The sequence below is a fragment of the Sphingobium sp. D43FB genome (assembly GCF_002312805.1).
Classification (GTDB): Bacteria; Pseudomonadota; Alphaproteobacteria; order Sphingomonadales; family Sphingomonadaceae; genus Sphingobium.
On the sequence record NZ_NMUA01000003.1, the window covers coordinates 160,231 to 175,304 of the forward strand.

12 protein-coding genes are annotated in these 15,074 nt (G+C 63.0%); 6 read left to right on the plus strand and 6 right to left on the minus strand.

Going from position 1 to position 15,074, the window contains the following annotated elements; genetic code table 11:
- The first annotated feature begins 4 nt into the window (after positions 1-4).
- From SxD43FB_RS04330 to SxD43FB_RS04350, 5 genes are all read left to right on the plus strand, one after another.
- Positions 5-1,360 carry a PQQ-binding-like beta-propeller repeat protein gene (locus SxD43FB_RS04330; RefSeq protein WP_176482670.1) on the plus strand — a complete coding sequence of 452 codons (1,356 nt, stop codon included), beginning with the start codon at positions 5-7 and terminating at the stop codon, positions 1,358-1,360.
- A gap of 122 nt (positions 1,361-1,482) precedes the next feature.
- Positions 1,483-2,850 (plus strand): ribosome biogenesis GTPase Der, encoded by a 1,368-nt coding sequence (der, locus tag SxD43FB_RS04335; RefSeq protein ID WP_037480361.1) that lies wholly within the window; start codon positions 1,483-1,485, stop codon positions 2,848-2,850.
- A complete protein-coding gene (locus SxD43FB_RS04340; protein ID WP_096061129.1) occupies positions 2,837-3,052 on the plus strand; it encodes a sulfurtransferase TusA family protein in 216 nt (71 codons plus the stop codon). The genes der and SxD43FB_RS04340 overlap by 14 nt, the downstream gene beginning before the upstream one ends.
- A gap of 72 nt (positions 3,053-3,124) precedes the next feature.
- Positions 3,125-3,565, plus strand: coding sequence for an Hpt domain-containing protein (locus SxD43FB_RS04345; protein WP_096061212.1), 441 nt, complete (start codon positions 3,125-3,127; stop codon positions 3,563-3,565).
- A gap of 45 nt (positions 3,566-3,610) precedes the next feature.
- A complete protein-coding gene (locus SxD43FB_RS04350) occupies positions 3,611-4,618 on the plus strand; it encodes an LLM class flavin-dependent oxidoreductase (RefSeq protein ID WP_096061213.1) in 1,008 nt (335 codons plus the stop codon).
- Here the strand turns inward: SxD43FB_RS04350 and SxD43FB_RS04355 are convergent.
- Entirely contained in the window at positions 4,613-5,686 is a 1,074-nt protein-coding gene (locus tag SxD43FB_RS04355) for an acyltransferase (protein ID WP_096061214.1), read from the minus strand. The genes SxD43FB_RS04350 and SxD43FB_RS04355 overlap by 6 nt on opposite strands.
- 235 nt (positions 5,687-5,921) lie before the next feature.
- Here SxD43FB_RS04355 and SxD43FB_RS04360 point away from each other — a divergent pair, with 235 nt between their 5' ends.
- Positions 5,922-7,577, plus strand: coding sequence for an ATP-binding protein (locus SxD43FB_RS04360; protein WP_096061130.1), 1,656 nt, complete (start codon positions 5,922-5,924; stop codon positions 7,575-7,577).
- Here the strand turns inward: SxD43FB_RS04360 and SxD43FB_RS04365 are convergent, their stop codons facing one another.
- From SxD43FB_RS04365 to SxD43FB_RS04385, 5 genes are all read right to left on the minus strand, one after another.
- Positions 7,578-9,029 carry an MATE family efflux transporter gene (locus tag SxD43FB_RS04365; protein WP_096061215.1) on the minus strand — a complete coding sequence of 484 codons (1,452 nt, stop codon included), beginning with the start codon at positions 9,027-9,029 and terminating at the stop codon, positions 7,578-7,580.
- A gap of 239 nt (positions 9,030-9,268) precedes the next feature.
- Positions 9,269-12,229 carry a valine--tRNA ligase gene (locus SxD43FB_RS04370; RefSeq protein WP_096061131.1) on the minus strand — a complete coding sequence of 987 codons (2,961 nt, stop codon included), beginning with the start codon at positions 12,227-12,229 and terminating at the stop codon, positions 9,269-9,271.
- A 46-nt stretch (positions 12,230-12,275) separates the two neighbouring features.
- On the minus strand, positions 12,276-12,953 hold the full coding sequence (locus SxD43FB_RS04375) for an NnrU family protein (RefSeq protein ID WP_176482672.1): 678 nt from the start codon (positions 12,951-12,953) through the stop codon (positions 12,276-12,278).
- A gap of 86 nt (positions 12,954-13,039) precedes the next feature.
- A complete protein-coding gene (locus tag SxD43FB_RS04380; protein ID WP_096061133.1) occupies positions 13,040-13,579 on the minus strand; it encodes a DUF2497 domain-containing protein in 540 nt (179 codons plus the stop codon).
- A 37-nt stretch (positions 13,580-13,616) separates the two neighbouring features.
- Positions 13,617-14,987: a TolC family outer membrane protein gene (locus SxD43FB_RS04385; protein WP_096061216.1), complete on the minus strand. Its 1,371-nt coding sequence runs from the start codon at positions 14,985-14,987 to the stop codon at positions 13,617-13,619.
- Positions 14,988-15,074: the final 87 nt, after the last annotated feature.

The following is a 15,074-nucleotide window of genomic DNA, read 5'->3' on the forward strand; positions in this document are numbered from 1 at the left end:
GGCAATGGGACAGCATAAGATGAAGAGATTTGCGCCCATGGGCCGCGCCCTGACGCTTACCGCCATGATTATGATGGTCGCCGGGTGCGGCATCATCGGCGGCAAGAAGGGCGGACCCAAGACCCCCGTAGTCGGCAATCGCGTATCCATCCTGACCAGCGAACAGGGTGTCGAGGTCGAACCGAGCCTGGCCGACGTTCAGGTCACCCTCCCCGTCCCCGCCGTAAACGAAAACTGGTCGCAGCCGGGCGGTGATCCGTCCAAAGCGATGGGCCATGTCGCGCTCGGCGGTTCGCCGACGCAGCTATGGACCGCGAGCATCGATGGCAGTTCGCCGCAGGCCCGGCTTGCCGCTTCGCCGGTTGTAGCGGGCGGAAAGCTGTTCGTCACGGATGCCGGCGCACATGTCATTGCGTTCGATGCCACGAGCGGATCGAAATTGTGGCAGACCAACCTGCCCGCCGAGGGCAAGGGCAATGGCCGGTCGCTGTTCGGCGGCGGCGTCAGCGTCATCGGCGATCGTGTGTTCGCCAGCACGGGCCTGGGCGACGTGTTCGCGCTCAATGCCAATGACGGCGCGATCATCTGGAAGAAGCATCTGGCCGGGCCGCTGCGCGGCGCGCCGACGCTGGAAAATGGCCATGTCTATGTGATGGGCCAGGACAATCAGATTTTTGCGCTGAACCAGTCCGATGGGGAAACCCAGTGGACCGACAGCGGCACCCTGCAGGTTACGGGGATCTTCGGCGTTGCTGCCCCTGCCGCCGCGCAGGGCACGGTCGTCGCGGGCTATAGCTCTGGCGAAATCAACGCTTATCGCTACGAAAATGGCCGGACTTTGTGGGGCGATGCCCTTTCGCGCACCAGCATTTCGACGGCGGTTGCGACCCTGACCGACATCGACGCCGATCCGGTCATCGACCGTGGCCGTGTCTTCGCGATCGGCCAGGGCGGCCGCATGGCCTCCTATGAACTGACCAGCGGTCAGCGCCTGTGGGAAATCAATATTGCGGGCATCTCCACCCCCTGGGTGGTGGGCGAATGGGTCTTCGCCGTCACCAGCGACGCGCGCCTGCTCTGCGTCGCCCGCGCGACCGGTAAGATCCGCTGGGTCAGTCAGTTACGCCGTTGGCAGAATGAAAAGAAGAAGGACAAGGCGATCCGCTGGACTGGCCCGGTGCTGGCAGGTGGCCGGTTGATCGTCGTTTCGACGCGCGGCCAGATGGTCTATGTCGATCCGACGACCGGTTCGGTGCAGTCGGAAGTGGACATGAAACATTCCATGTCCCTCTCGCCGATCGTCGCCAACAATATACTTTATGTTCTGGCGGATGACGGCAAACTGACGGCGTTCCGCTAAACCGATTATTCGTGCTAAGCATGCTCCTGCGAAGGCTGGAGCCCAGTTCCTCCGCTTTTGGACTGGGTTTCTGCCTTCGCAGGAGCATTGCGTTTTTTTAGATAAGAAGGAAGCGGGCCTCCATGCTGCCCATCGTAGCCATTGTCGGGCGGCCCAATGTGGGCAAGTCCACCCTGTTCAACCGCCTGATCGGCAAGAAGCTCGCGCTGGTCGACGACCAGCCTGGCGTCACCCGCGACCGGCGGGAGGGCGAGGCGCATCTGCTCGGCCTCGATTTCACCATCGTCGATACCGCCGGTTATGAAGATGAGGACGCCAACAGCCTGCCCGGCCGGATGCGGATGCAGACCGAAGCGGCGGTGGAAAATTGCGACGTCGCCTTGTTCATGATCGACGCGCGCGCGGGCATCACGCCACTGGACGAGGAAATCGCCCGCTGGTTGCGCGCCAATGATGCGCCGGTCATTCTGGTCGCCAATAAAGCGGAGGGTAAAGCCGCCGACGATGGCGTGATGGAGTCCTTCAGCTTGGGGCTGGGCGAGCCTGTCCCCTTTTCGGCCGAACATGGCCAGGGCATGGCCGACCTGTTTCAGGCGCTGCTGCCCCATGTCGAGCGCGAAGGCGACGAACCGTTCGAGCGGGAATTTTACGAGGATGACGAGAGCGCGCCGCTCAAACTCGCCATCGTCGGCCGCCCCAATGCGGGCAAATCCACGCTGATCAACCGCCTGCTCGGCGAAAACCGCCTGCTGACCGGGCCGGAAGCGGGCATCACCCGCGACAGCATCGCAGTGGACTGGATGTGGACCAGCCGCGAAGGCGTCGAGCGGCCCGTCCGCCTGATCGACACGGCGGGGATGCGCAAACATGCCAAGGTGCAGGACAAGCTGGAAAAGCTGGCCGTCACCGACGGTCTGAACGCTGTGAACTTTGCCGAAGTCGTGGTGCTGTTGCTCGATTCGACGCGCGGACTGGAAGCGCAGGATCTGCGCATCGCCGACAAGGTGCTGGAGGAAGGGCGCGCGCTGGTCGTCGCACTCAACAAATGGGATACGGTCGAACATGGTTCGGCCTTGTATCAGGGCATCAAGAAGGCTCTGGACGACGGGCTGGCGCAGGTGCGCGGCGTGCCCATCATGACCGTGTCGGCGGCCACCGGCAAGGGTCTGGACGACCTGATCCATGTCGCGTTCGAAACGCGCACCGCCTGGTCGCAGCGCGTGTCCACCGGCGTCCTCAACCGCTGGTTCGAAACCGCGCTGGAGGCCAATCCACCGCCAGCGCCGGGCGGCAAGCGGATCAAGCTGCGCTACATCACCCAGAACAAGACCCGTCCGCCGACCTTCGTGCTGTTCGGCACGCGGCTGGACGATCTGCCCGAAAGCTATCGCCGCTATCTGGTGAACGGCATAAGGCGGGAACTGGGCTTTGGCGCCGTGCCGGTGCGGCTGACGCTACGGAGCGCCAAGAATCCTTATGCCACAAAATGAGCCGCTGTCGGTCAACGCGCGCGGCATGAAATGCCCTTGGCCCGTGCTGCGCGCAGCGCGGGCCATGCGCGGGGCCGATGCGGTGCTGGTGGAGGCCGATGATCCGATCGCGCCTGCCGAACTCGCGGCGCTGGCAACGGCGCAAGGCTGGGCGTTCGAGACTCTGGGCGATCATCGCTTTTCGCTGCGCCGCGCAGGCTGATCATCGGCCCGTTTTAACCGCCTGTTTACGCAGCCCGCCTATTTCCAGACGGTAGCCAAAGGAGCGGTGCGCGTGCCCCATCAAGAGACCGATCTGGTCAACTGGACCGAATTTACCCGGACCCGGAATGAGCTGGGTGCGGCATTTCCACGTATATTGGGCTATTTTCACGAAGATGGCGTGAAGTCGATCCAGGCAATCGAGCAGGCATTCCGCGCGCGCAACGCCGTCGCGCTGGTCACCCCCGCGCACACGCTCAAGGGGGAATCGGCGCAGTTCGGTGCCTATCGCTTGAGCGCCATGGCCGAAGAGATTGAAATGGTCGCCCGCCGCTGCGTGGAAACCCGTGAGCAGCCCGACGAACTGATCGAAACCGTCGTCGCGCTGCGCCCCTGCTTTACCGAAACGCTGGCGCTGTTGGATCGCGATGCCAACCCGTTGGTGGCGCGCCGTCCCGTGACCTTCGGTCGCCGTACCGAAACCCCGGCCCAGGGCTTTGGCCGCGACATCTGAATTTACGTATTGAAATAAAACCCATCATGCCCCCATATGGAGAGCATGACACGCTTTTCCCTGCTCGATCTCGTCCCCGTCCGCGAAGGCGACAGCATTGCTACCGCGCTCGCCAATACAGCTAACCTCGCCGCCCATGCCGAAAGGCTGGGCTATCACCGTTTCTGGGTCGCCGAACATCATGGCATGGCGGGCATCGCATCGGCTGCGACGTCGGTCGTGCTGGCGCATATCGGTCAGGCGACATCAACGATCCGCATCGGCGCGGGCGGCATCATGCTGCCCAATCATGCCCCCCTGCTGATCGCCGAACAGTTCGGCACGCTCGACGCGCTCTTCCCCGGCCGGGTCGACCTGGGCCTGGGTCGCGCACCGGGGTCGGACCAGCGGGTGGCGCAGGCGATCCGCCGCACGCTTGTCGGTGGCGCTGATAATTTCCCGCGCGATGTGATGGAAATACAGGCCTATTTCGCTGCCGACGATCGGCTGGGTATTCAGGCGACACCGGGCGCAGGCGCGAACGTGCCGCTGTGGATTCTGGGCTCCAGCCTCTATGGCGCGCAACTCGCTGCGGCGCTTGGCCTCCCCTACGCCTTCGCGTCCCATTTCGCTCCCGCGGCACTGGACGAGGCGATCGAGATTTATCGCCGCGATTTCCGCCCCTCGGCCCAGCTGAAGGAGCCTTATGTAATGGCGGGCTATAATGTCTTCGCCGCCGACAGCATGGCTGACGCGCAATTGCTCGCCAGTTCGATGCAGCAGGCGTTCGTGCGGCTGCGCACGGGCCAGCCGGGCAAGCTTCAGCCCCCCGTGGCGGATTATTACGACATGCTGCCGCCCCAGGCGCAGGCGATGCTGGCAGATGTGCTGAGCGCATCGAGCATCGGCACGCAAGCCGATATCGAGCGTGACCTGGGTGCCTTCCTGCGCCGCACGCGCGCGGACGAACTGATCCTGACCGGGCAGATTTTCGATACCGCAGCCCGCAAGCGCAGCTTCGCCATCGCCATGGCGGCAGCGCAGGCGATCACCGCGCCCGAACTCGCGCTATAAGCGGCCGCCGCTGAGTAAAGCGGCGGCGCGCGGCGCGACCCGGCGGAGTATCCTGCCGAACGCAACTACCGCGAGCAGAACCAGCAACGGCTGAAGGATCAGGTAGAGCGGATAAAGCGGCGATCCCAGCGGGCCGGTCAGCTTGCCCAATAATGGTCCGCCAAGCCAGATCAGGATCAGGTGCGCGCAAAAAAGCAGGAAGACGAACGGTTCGATCCGCAGCAACATCGCGCGCGCCCGGCTGCCCGCCAGTGCCCAGGCAATGCGCCAGAAAGCGACGACAGCGCTCAGGCGAACGGCCAGGTCCAACGTCCGCTGCGCCAGCACCGCCTCGCCATCGCCGACCATGATCGCGCGATAAAGCTGCGCCCCCATCAACAGCGCGAAGGGCAACAGCGCCCATAACAAGGGCAAGCGAATGATCCGCGCCTCCCAGGCACCTCGTCGCGCCATGATGCCCAAGGTGAAGAAGAACAGGATCGACGCGCGCATCAGCACGGGTGGCCCCAATCCCGTGACGTGGCACGCCGCCGCAACCAGCGCGATGATCCCTAATGCCCAGCCCGGCGCCCGCACCAGCAGCGGCGCGGCGACCATGCACAGGAACAGGTCGCGCAAAAATCCCATCTGGACATTGATGTCGGGATTGCGGGTGAGGACCAGCATTTCATTCACGGCCCACCAGAGGGTCCGCGGCACGGGGGCAGAAAGGCCGAGGGTCAGCGCCGCCCCCGACACCAGCAGGATCGCAATGCCATTCCACAGGATCATGGGCAGCAAGATCGTCCGCGCCTTGCGCCGGACATGCCCGCGCCAATTGCGCACACCGCTCGACCCCGCCACCAGCCAGCCCGATATCAGGCCCAGCAACGGCACGGCGCTACGCCCGAACAATTCCATCAACAGCCAGCGCAGGTTTTCCTGCACCGTCCCGCGCAAGGCATTGAGCGCTTCGCCGTTCAAGCCGGTCCAGGCATGGACATAAACCACGCCGAGGATGCAGATGACACGGGCTATGGCAATCGCGTCGGAGCGCCGCGCTCCATCGTCCGTCATCGTTTCGGGCACGAAAATATCCTGTTGTGGCGCAGGCTCAATGCCCCAAAGCCTGTCCTGTTCCCCGGCCCCGATCCGATCCGATCCGATCCGTTTCGGACCAACCGCTACCTTTTGGAAAGAAGCCATGCCCCAAATTGTCCGATCAAGCGATGATCGACCCATGCATAAGCTAATCTTTACCTTCGCCGCCTAGACGTCATGTGTTTGCCGGAAGTCTTTCCGGGCCAAGGGACGACAAAGGCTCATGACCCATATGCCGGGTGCGCATCACTTCACGCCGACAGCGACGCCCGCGTCCCTGGCCATGGCCCAATCGATGGGCATGGTGTTCCAGATCGCCGGGTCCAGTTCCAAGATCCTGATCGATCCGCAGCGTCTCGCCCTATTGGGGCAGGACATGGACCCTTGCACCGCGATGGCGGGCCAGGTCGGCAGCCAGGTCAAGATGCGCGTCGGCACGGTCTGGCTGGTTGCCAGCGTCCGCGCGATGGTGCTGGACCAGGCGAGCCAGAGCATCGTCGCGGACATCGACTTTCTGGGCGAAGGCGATGAGGAGAAACTGACCGGTCGCATCTTTCACTTCCGGCGCGGCGTCACCCGCTATCCAACACCCGGCACCGAGATTTTCCCGGTGTCGAGCAAGGATATGCAGCAGATCTACGCCGCCGATGACCGGCCGCATGTCCAGATCGGCACCGTCTATCCCACGACCGACACGCGCGCTGCGCTCTATGTCGATCAGATGCTCGGCAAGCATTTCGCGCTGCTTGGCTCCACCGGCACCGGCAAATCGACCAGCGCCGCTCTGATCCTGCACCGCATCTGCGACCTGTCGCCGCAGGGGCATATCGTGATGATCGACCCCCATGGCGAATATGACGCGGCCTTCGCCACCAATGGCGCGGTATTCGACATCAGCAATCTGGCGCTGCCCTATTGGCTGATGAATTTCGAGGAACATTGCGAGGTGTTCGTCACCTCCTCCGGCTCCGAACGCACGGTCGATTGCGACATTCTCGCCAAATGCCTGCTCGCGGCGCGCATGAAGAACAGGCTTGCCGAACAGATTGGTCGCCTGACCGTCGATTCGCCGATCCCCTATCTGCTCTCTGACCTGACCAACATTCTCCAGAATGAGATGGGCAAGCTCGACAAGGGCACCGGGTCGCTGCCCTATATGCGGATCAAGACCAAGATCGACGAGATCAAGGCCGACCCGCGCTACAGCTTCATGTTTTCAGGGATGCTGGTCGCCGACACGATGCAGGACTTCATCGCGAAGATTTTTCGCCTGCCTTCGGACGGCAAGCCGATTTCGATCATCGACGTGTCCGCCATGCCATCGGACATCACCTCGACCGTGGTGTCGGTGCTGTCGCGCCTTGTGTTCGACTATGCAATCTGGGCGCGCGACGAGCCGCAGCGACCGATCCTGCTCGTGTGCGAAGAAGCGCATCGCTACATCCCCAATTCGACCAGCGGTAACGGTCAGGCGGTGCGCAAAATATTGGAGCGGATCGCCAAGGAAGGCCGCAAATATGGCGTTTCGCTGGGCCTCATCACCCAGCGCCCGTCGGATCTGGCCGAAGGCGTGCTGTCGCAATGCGGTACGATCATCGCGATGCGCCTGAACAACGACCGGGATCAGGCCTTCGTCAAGGCCGCCATGCCCGAAGGCGCGCGCGGTTTCCTCGATTCGATCCCCGCGCTGCGCAACCGCGAAGCGATCATCTGCGGCGAAGGCGTCGCCGTGCCGATCCGCGTCGCGCTCGACAATCTGGAAGAACATCGCCGCCCAGCCTCCGGCGACCCCAGCTTCACCCAATTGTGGCGGCAGTCGGGCGATGAGCAAGCCATCCTCGACCGCACCATCACCCGCTGGCGCAACCAGGGGCGGTAATTATCCGGTCGGCGCGATCCGTCCAGCGGGTTCGGCGTCGCTGTTCACGCTCTCGCGGCATTCTTCTTCATGCACCGGCACCAGCAGCTTGGCCTTGCGCCAGCCGCCCTGGGCATAGACCAGATAGGCGAGCAGCAGCGAGACGAACGACCCAGCCGGAAAACTGAACCACAGCGCATCGGCACCGATCCGGGGGTAAGCGAGATAATAGAAGCCGATCCGCACCGCGAACAGGGTGAAGATCAGGATGATCAGCGGCTTTATCACCACGCCATTGGCGCGCATCACGCCGAACAGGATCATGGTGCAGCCAAAGGCGATAAAGCTCCAGCTTACCCGCAATTGCATGTGCCATGCTTCGGCGATCACGGCGTCATTGTCGCCCAGGAACAGCCCCAGCAACGCTTCGTGGAAGGTCAGCATCACCGCGACCATGGTGCCGGTGATCAGCAACTGATAGCCGATGCCATAGCCGGTAATGCGGCTGATCCGGTCCCACCGCCCCGCGCCGATATTCTGCGCCGCCATGGCGCTGACCGCGCCGCCCATCGCCATCGCCGGCATCTGCAGATAGGTCCATAGCTGCTGCGACGCGCCATAGGCCGCCGTCACCAGCAGCCCCTCCCGATTGACGAGGCCGATCATCACCAGCCCCGACGCCGACATAACGATCATCTGAAGACCCATAGGCAGCCCCTTGCCCAGCAGCACGCCCATCTGTTCGGCCACCGGGCGTAGATAGGCGAGTTCCACCCCGCGCAACCGCAGCGGCAGATCCTTGGCATAGGTATAGGCGATGATCCCGATCAGACTAACGAAACCCGCCACAGCGGTCGCTGTCGCCGACCCCGCAATCCCCATGGCCGGGAACGGCCCCAACCCCAGGATCAGCACGGGGTTCAATATCAGGTCCACCGCCACGCTGACGATCATGAAGATGAGCGGCGTGCGCGCATCGCCCACGCCGCGTAGGCCCATCATGATCATGACGGACAAGAGGGTTGCGGGCATGGCGATGAAGATGACGCGCAGATAGACGAGCGCCATGGCATAGGCTTCGACCGGGGTCGAAAGCAGCCGCAGCAGCGCGGGCGCACCCACCCAGCCGAGGGTCGATACGACAAGCGCCAGGCCCATGCAGAAGCCCACAGCCGACCCAAAGGCGCGACGCGCCGCGTCTAAGTCGCGCCGGCCCATGGCTTGGCCGATCATCACCGTGGACGCCATGCCGAAGCCAAAGACGACCGAGAACATGAGGAACATGATGATATTGGCATTGGCCGTCGCCGCCAGCGCCTCCGGCCCCAGAAAACGCCCGACCCAGATGGCGTTGATCGATCCATTGAGCGACTGGAGGATGTTCGACGCCAATGTGGGCATGGCGAACAACATCAGCGTGGACGCGATCGGCCCTTGCGTCAGGTCTTTTGCGCCCGTCTTGCCTGCCGCCATGCTCATTCCCCCGCCCCCAACTACATGACAAACATATTTATTGCAGGCCCGACCCCAAATTCCTCCCCTGTAAGGAGAGGAGAACCGCCGAAGGCGGTGGAGGGGTGTCACCCTATCGATAGGGCGACACCCCTCCGTCAGGCTTCGCCTGCCACCTCCCCTGTCAGGGGAGGATTAGGCTTTTCAACACGCCGCTATCGAATATGATCGCCTGTATCTCAAAACTCGCAGAGACCCACCTACCCCAGCCGGTCGAGCGCCGCCTGCAATCTCTCCGCCTCGGCACTCTTTTCGCCATGGTCCTCGCGTGCCTTGGCGACGGCTTCGGGCTTGGCTTTTTCGACGAAACTGGGGTTGGACAGACGCCCGCCCAGCGCATCGCGCTCCTTCTGCGCCGCGGCCAGCGCCTTGGCGAGCCGGGCCTTTTCCGCCGCGATGTCTATCACGCCTTCCAGCGGCAGGATGAAGGTCGCTTCATCAACAACGATCTGCGCCGCGCCGCCAGTCGGCGCTTCGCCAAAGGTCAGGCTCGCGATGCGACCCAGCCGCGCCAGCGCCGCACCCTGCCGATCGAGGCGACGATGCGTCTCCTCCGACCCGTCGCTCACCACCACCGGCAGCTTCGCGCCCGGCGGCACGTTGAGTTCGGTCCGCGCGGTACGGATGGCGCTCACCAGCCGGATCAACCAGTCGATCTCCGCCTGTGCGTCCGTATCCACCGCCGCCAGCGCCTGCGGCCATTGCGCAACGATCAGTTCGTTCGCGCGCGTACCGGTCAGGTGCCATAACTCTTCGGTGATGAAGGGCATGAAGGGGTGCAGCATCACCAATATCTGGTCGAATGCCCAGCCCGCAACTGCGCGCGTCTCGTCGTCCATCCCGCCTTTGGTCAGTTCGATATACCAGTCGCAAAACTGGTCCCAGACGAAATGATAGATGGCGTTGGCCGCCGCATCGAAACGCAGGTCGGCAAGCGCGCTGTCGATCGCCTGCACGGTCGCGACCGTCTCGGCGATGATCCAGCGGTTGACCGGCAGTTGTGCGGCGGGAGCCTCATGGCTGGTCGAGGCCGTCACGCCGTTCGACTGCAGGAAGCGTGCGGCGTTCCACAGCTTGGTCGCGAAGTTGCGATAGCCCTCGACCCGCTTCTCATCCATCTTCACGTCGCGGCCCTGGCTCTCCATCGCCGCCAGGAAGAAGCGCAGCGCGTCGGCCCCGAACTTGTCGATCAGGCCCAGCGGATCGACCACATTGCCCTTGGACTTGGACATTTTCTGCCCGTCCGCCGCCCGGACAAGGCCGTGGAGATAGAGTTTGCGCCATGGCACGTCACCCATGAACTCCATCCCCTGCATCGCCATCCGCGCGTCCCAGAAGAACAGGATGTCGAAGCCGGAAATCAGCAGGTCGTTGGGGTAGTGCCGGGATACCAAATCCTCCCCGGCACGGGGAGGGGGACCAGCCGAAGGCTGGTGGAGGGGGCTGGCGTCCTGGGGCAAAGTTGCGTCCATAAGCGCGCCCCCTCCGTCAGCGCTACGCGCTGCCACCTCCCCGTGCCGGGGAGGATTGTCGTTCGGCCAGCCCAGCGTCCCGAACGGCCACAGCGCCGAGGAGAACCAGGTGTCGAGGACGTCGGGATCGCGGACTAACGGAATTTTATGGCCATGCTGCTTGCGGAAATCCTCATCAAGCAACGAAAGCGTGAATGACCGCCAATCTTTCCAGCTATACAACTCGACAGGCTCACATTCCCCACCGTAATAATCATTTAGCTGCGGGATCAAATCCTCGACAGACTCAGCCACGAATGCCTTATTCTGACTTGTATCACTAATATTGGATGACAACTTATTGCCATCCTTCGCTGGCCCAAACCAAGCCGGAATCCGATGCCCCCACCAAAGCTGGCGACTCACGCACCAGGGCTGGATATTCTCCATCCAGTTGAAAAACGTCTTTTCCCACGTCTTGGGGACGATCTCGATCCGCCCGTCGCGCACCGCCTGCATCGGCGCGACGGCCAGTTTGGCGGCGTCGACATACCATTGGTCGGTCAGCCAGGGTTCGATCACCACGCCGGAGCGATCCCCGAACGGCGTCTGGATCACGCGCGGCTCGAAGTCGGCGACGACTTCCTCGCCTTCCTTATTCTTGGTGACATGCGGCACCAGGAAATCCGGTTTCAGCGCCTCGACAACCGCCGTGCGTGCCTCAAACCGATCCAGCCCCAGAAACGCCTCCGGCACCAGTCCGTCGGCGGTCTGCACCACCTTCGCATCCGCATCGAACATGTTGAGCATCTGGCCCGCCGCGATTCCCGCCCGCTTGCCGACCTCGAAATCGTTGAAATCATGCCCCGGCGTGATCTTGACCGCGCCGGACCCCAGTTCAGGATCGGCATAATCGTCGCCGACGATCCGCAACCGCCGCCCGGTAATCGGCTGGAGTATCTCCTTGCCGATCACGCTCTGATAGCGCGGATCATCGGGATGGACCGCGACCGCCATGTCCGCCAGCATCGTTTCGGGCCTCGTAGTCGCGACGACGATATGGTCCGCCCCGTCAGCCAGGCGAACGCCATCGGCCAGCGGATAGCGGAAGCGCCAGAAGCCGCCCTGCGTCTCCTTCGTCTCCACCTCCAGGTCGGAAATGGCCGACCGGAAATGCGGGTCCCAGTTCACCAGTCGCTTGTCGCGATAAAGCAGGCCGCGCTGGTGCAGTTCGACAAACACCTTGACCACGGCCTTGCTGAAATGCGGGTCCATGGTGAATTGTTCGCGGCTCCAGTCCATCGAACAGCCCAGCCGCCGCAGCTGGCCCGTGATGGTGCCGCCGCTTTCCTGCTTCCACTCCCAAACCTTGGCGATGAATTCATCGCGGCTATAGTCGGTGCGCTTTTCGCCCTTGGCGTTCATCTGCCGCTCGACCACCATCTGCGTCGCGATGCCCGCATGGTCGGTGCCGACCACCCACAAAGCATCCTTGCCGCGCAGCCGCTCGTAGCGGATCATGATGTCCTGCAACGTATTGTCGAGCGCGTGGCCGATATGCAGGCTGCCGGTGACGTTCGGCGGCGGATTGACGATCGTATAGGGCTGCGCGTCCGGCCGTTCGGGGCGGAACAGGCCTTTTTCTTCCCAATGGGCGTACCAGCGGGTTTCGATTGCGGCGGGGTCGAATGTTTTGGGCAGTTCGGTCATGGCACGGGCCTTAATGCGCCTTGCCGCCCCGTTCCAGCCGAAAAGATCAGCCCAACCAGCGCCATATGCCCGCAGGCCAGCCCGCGAGCGGCATATGCGCCCAGGTCGCCGCCAACCAGACGACCAGCCCGCCCGCCAGCGCATGCATCCCGAACTGCCCGAACCGCGCGCGCCCGGCCAGGATCGCGGCGAAGGGCCAATAGCTTGTCCGCGATTCCCAATGCTGCCAGGCCGCAGGGGTCAGCACTTTCTTCTTGCGGTCCTGCAAGGCGGCGCCGACCAGCGCCAGGAGGATGATCGCCGCCGATACGATGATATTCGCTGCCACGGGATAAACCAAGATATGCGCCAGTCCCCACATCGCGAAAGCCCACATCATCGGATGACGGGTGATGGCGAACACGCCCTTCGCCTCCGCCGGGACCATGATCCCGTCCGGGTTGGGCATGGCTGGATTGCCAACCAATGACCCCAGCAGCAGGATCGAGGCGACAAGCATGATGAGGGTCGCGATCACCCACAATCCATCGCCGACCGGCCACAGCAACGGCGTGACCGGCGCAGCGCGATAGGCGACGATCATCCAGATCAACGTAACCGCCGCAACCAGCGAATAGACGCCAAGAAAGCCCTTCTCCCCAAGGCGCGCCACCAGTGGCGCACGCAAGGGATGAGACAATATGAAATGCGTACCGACAAAGGCCGTCGCTGCGATCAGGACCATCATGCTGCCATCCCCCCAGCCATCAGAACCAGGTGGGATATAGCATGATAAAAGGAATTGCGTCAGCGCTTTGCGCTAGGACAGGATCAGCGCGCGGTAATCCGCGCAATCTCCTTGGCCACCATCTCTTCGACCAAGGCCGGCAACCGGGCGTCCAGCCATTCCTTGAGCATGGGCTTAAGCAGCGAGCGCACCAGCCCGTCGAGCGTATTGTCCCCACCATCCTGCGGCGCGACCAGCATCGACGACAAAGCGGAGAGCGAATGGCGCGCGGCGACTTCGCTTTCGACCGACAGGATCGCTCCTGTGGCCGCAGGCCCTGCGACGGGCGCGGCTGTCGGTTTCTGTGGGGCAGCAGCGGGCTTGGACGAAGCGGCTTTGGGCGCAGGCAAAACTTCCTCCACACCGATCTCCTCGGTCAGTTCCAATATTTCGTCGCCCATTTGCTCGCCTAGGGCGCCTTCATCCAACGCCTGTTCTACCGGTGGAGGAGCAGCAGGCTTGGCAGCTTCGGCGCGAACACGGCGCGGCGCGGCCAAGGCCGCCTCTTCGCCTTCTTCGGCGATGATCCGCTTGATGGACGAGAGTATCTCCTCCATCGACGGCTCCTTACTCATATCGCCCATCACGCCCCCTCGTTCGCCGACCCTCGACCGCTATCGATCAGGGCTGTCGTGCCATTTCAGGACTCACATTGGCGTTTTGGGGCACCGTGTCAACGGTGCGCGTCGCTACAGGCACCGGCGTCGGCCCATAATCCCAGTCGAACCATTTACCCCGCACCGCCTCATAAGGAACGATGGGATCGTATAGCGCGCCACTTGCCAGCCCCAGATCATCAGCTTCGGCATGGCCCATAGCCGCCAGCAAGCTGAACCCGGCAACATAAGCGTTGCGCCGAGCGGTTACGAGCTGAACACGCGCATTAAGTGCTTCCTGCTCGGCATCCAGAATATCCAGAATGGTCCGGCTACCCACCGAATTTTCGGCGCGCACGCCTTCCAGAGACAAGCTCGACGCATCGACCGCCGTCTGGTTGGATTGGATCGTCTGCAAGGACGCCTGCCAACTTGCATAGGCGGCACGCGTCTGGGCGATGACGCTGCGCTCAATTTCGATCGTCTGTTCGATTGCCTGCGATTCCTGCGCCTGGCGCTGACGCACTTGCGCGGCGGGACGCCCGCCCTGATAGAGGGGTAGGTTCAGCGTCGCGCCAACGGCGGCCTGCTTATTCTCTCGAATATCGGGGTCCAGATAATCGGTATAGCTGCCCTGGGTAAAACCGCTCAGCGTCGGCAGCGTGGCTGCCTTGGCAACCTTTACGTCATAGCGTGCAGCCTCCCGCGCCTTCTGCGCGGCCAGAATGTCGGGATTGTCCGCCAGCGCGATCTGCACCGCCGTATCCGGCGATGCAGGCAAGCCCGGCAAGGCCGGTGGCGCTTCCAGCGCATCAGGGGCATCACCCACCAACGCGATGTAATTTTCGCGGCTGGTGATCAGATTGGATTCCGCAATCTGCAAATCCGAGCGCGCCAGCGCCAACCGGGATTGCGACTGGGCAACGTCGGTGCGGGTCAGGTCGCCGACTTCGAACCGATCATTGGTCGCTTGCAGATTGACTTCCAATACCTGCACATTGGCACGGTTCAGAGACACGATCGCACTGTCGCGGATCACGTCCATATAGGCACCCACCACCTGCGAAAAAATGCTGGCTTCGGTTCCGCGCAAATTCGCCTGCCCCGCTTCCACACGGGTTTTAGCGGCCTTCACACCATTGCGAACCGCTCCGCCCTGATAAATAGGCACATCGATACTGACGCTTGCGCTGGCGGAGCGATGCGGTGCCAGGAAGCTGTTGGACGGACGCACAACCAGTTCCTGAAATTGTAGCTGCGATTGGGCGGTGGGACGTCCGCTTGCCTTCTGAAGCGGCACATTCTCGTCCGTCGCCCGCTGCCCGGCGCGCGCGCCGGTCAGCGTGGGATTAGAGGCATAGGCCTTGGCCAGCGCACCCTGCAGGGTTTCGGCCATGGCCTGTCCCGACAGGCTGGTGGACAATAACAGCAAGGCTGTAGCGGTGACCCGCCCAAATGATGGTCGCTTTGCTGTCATGATCCC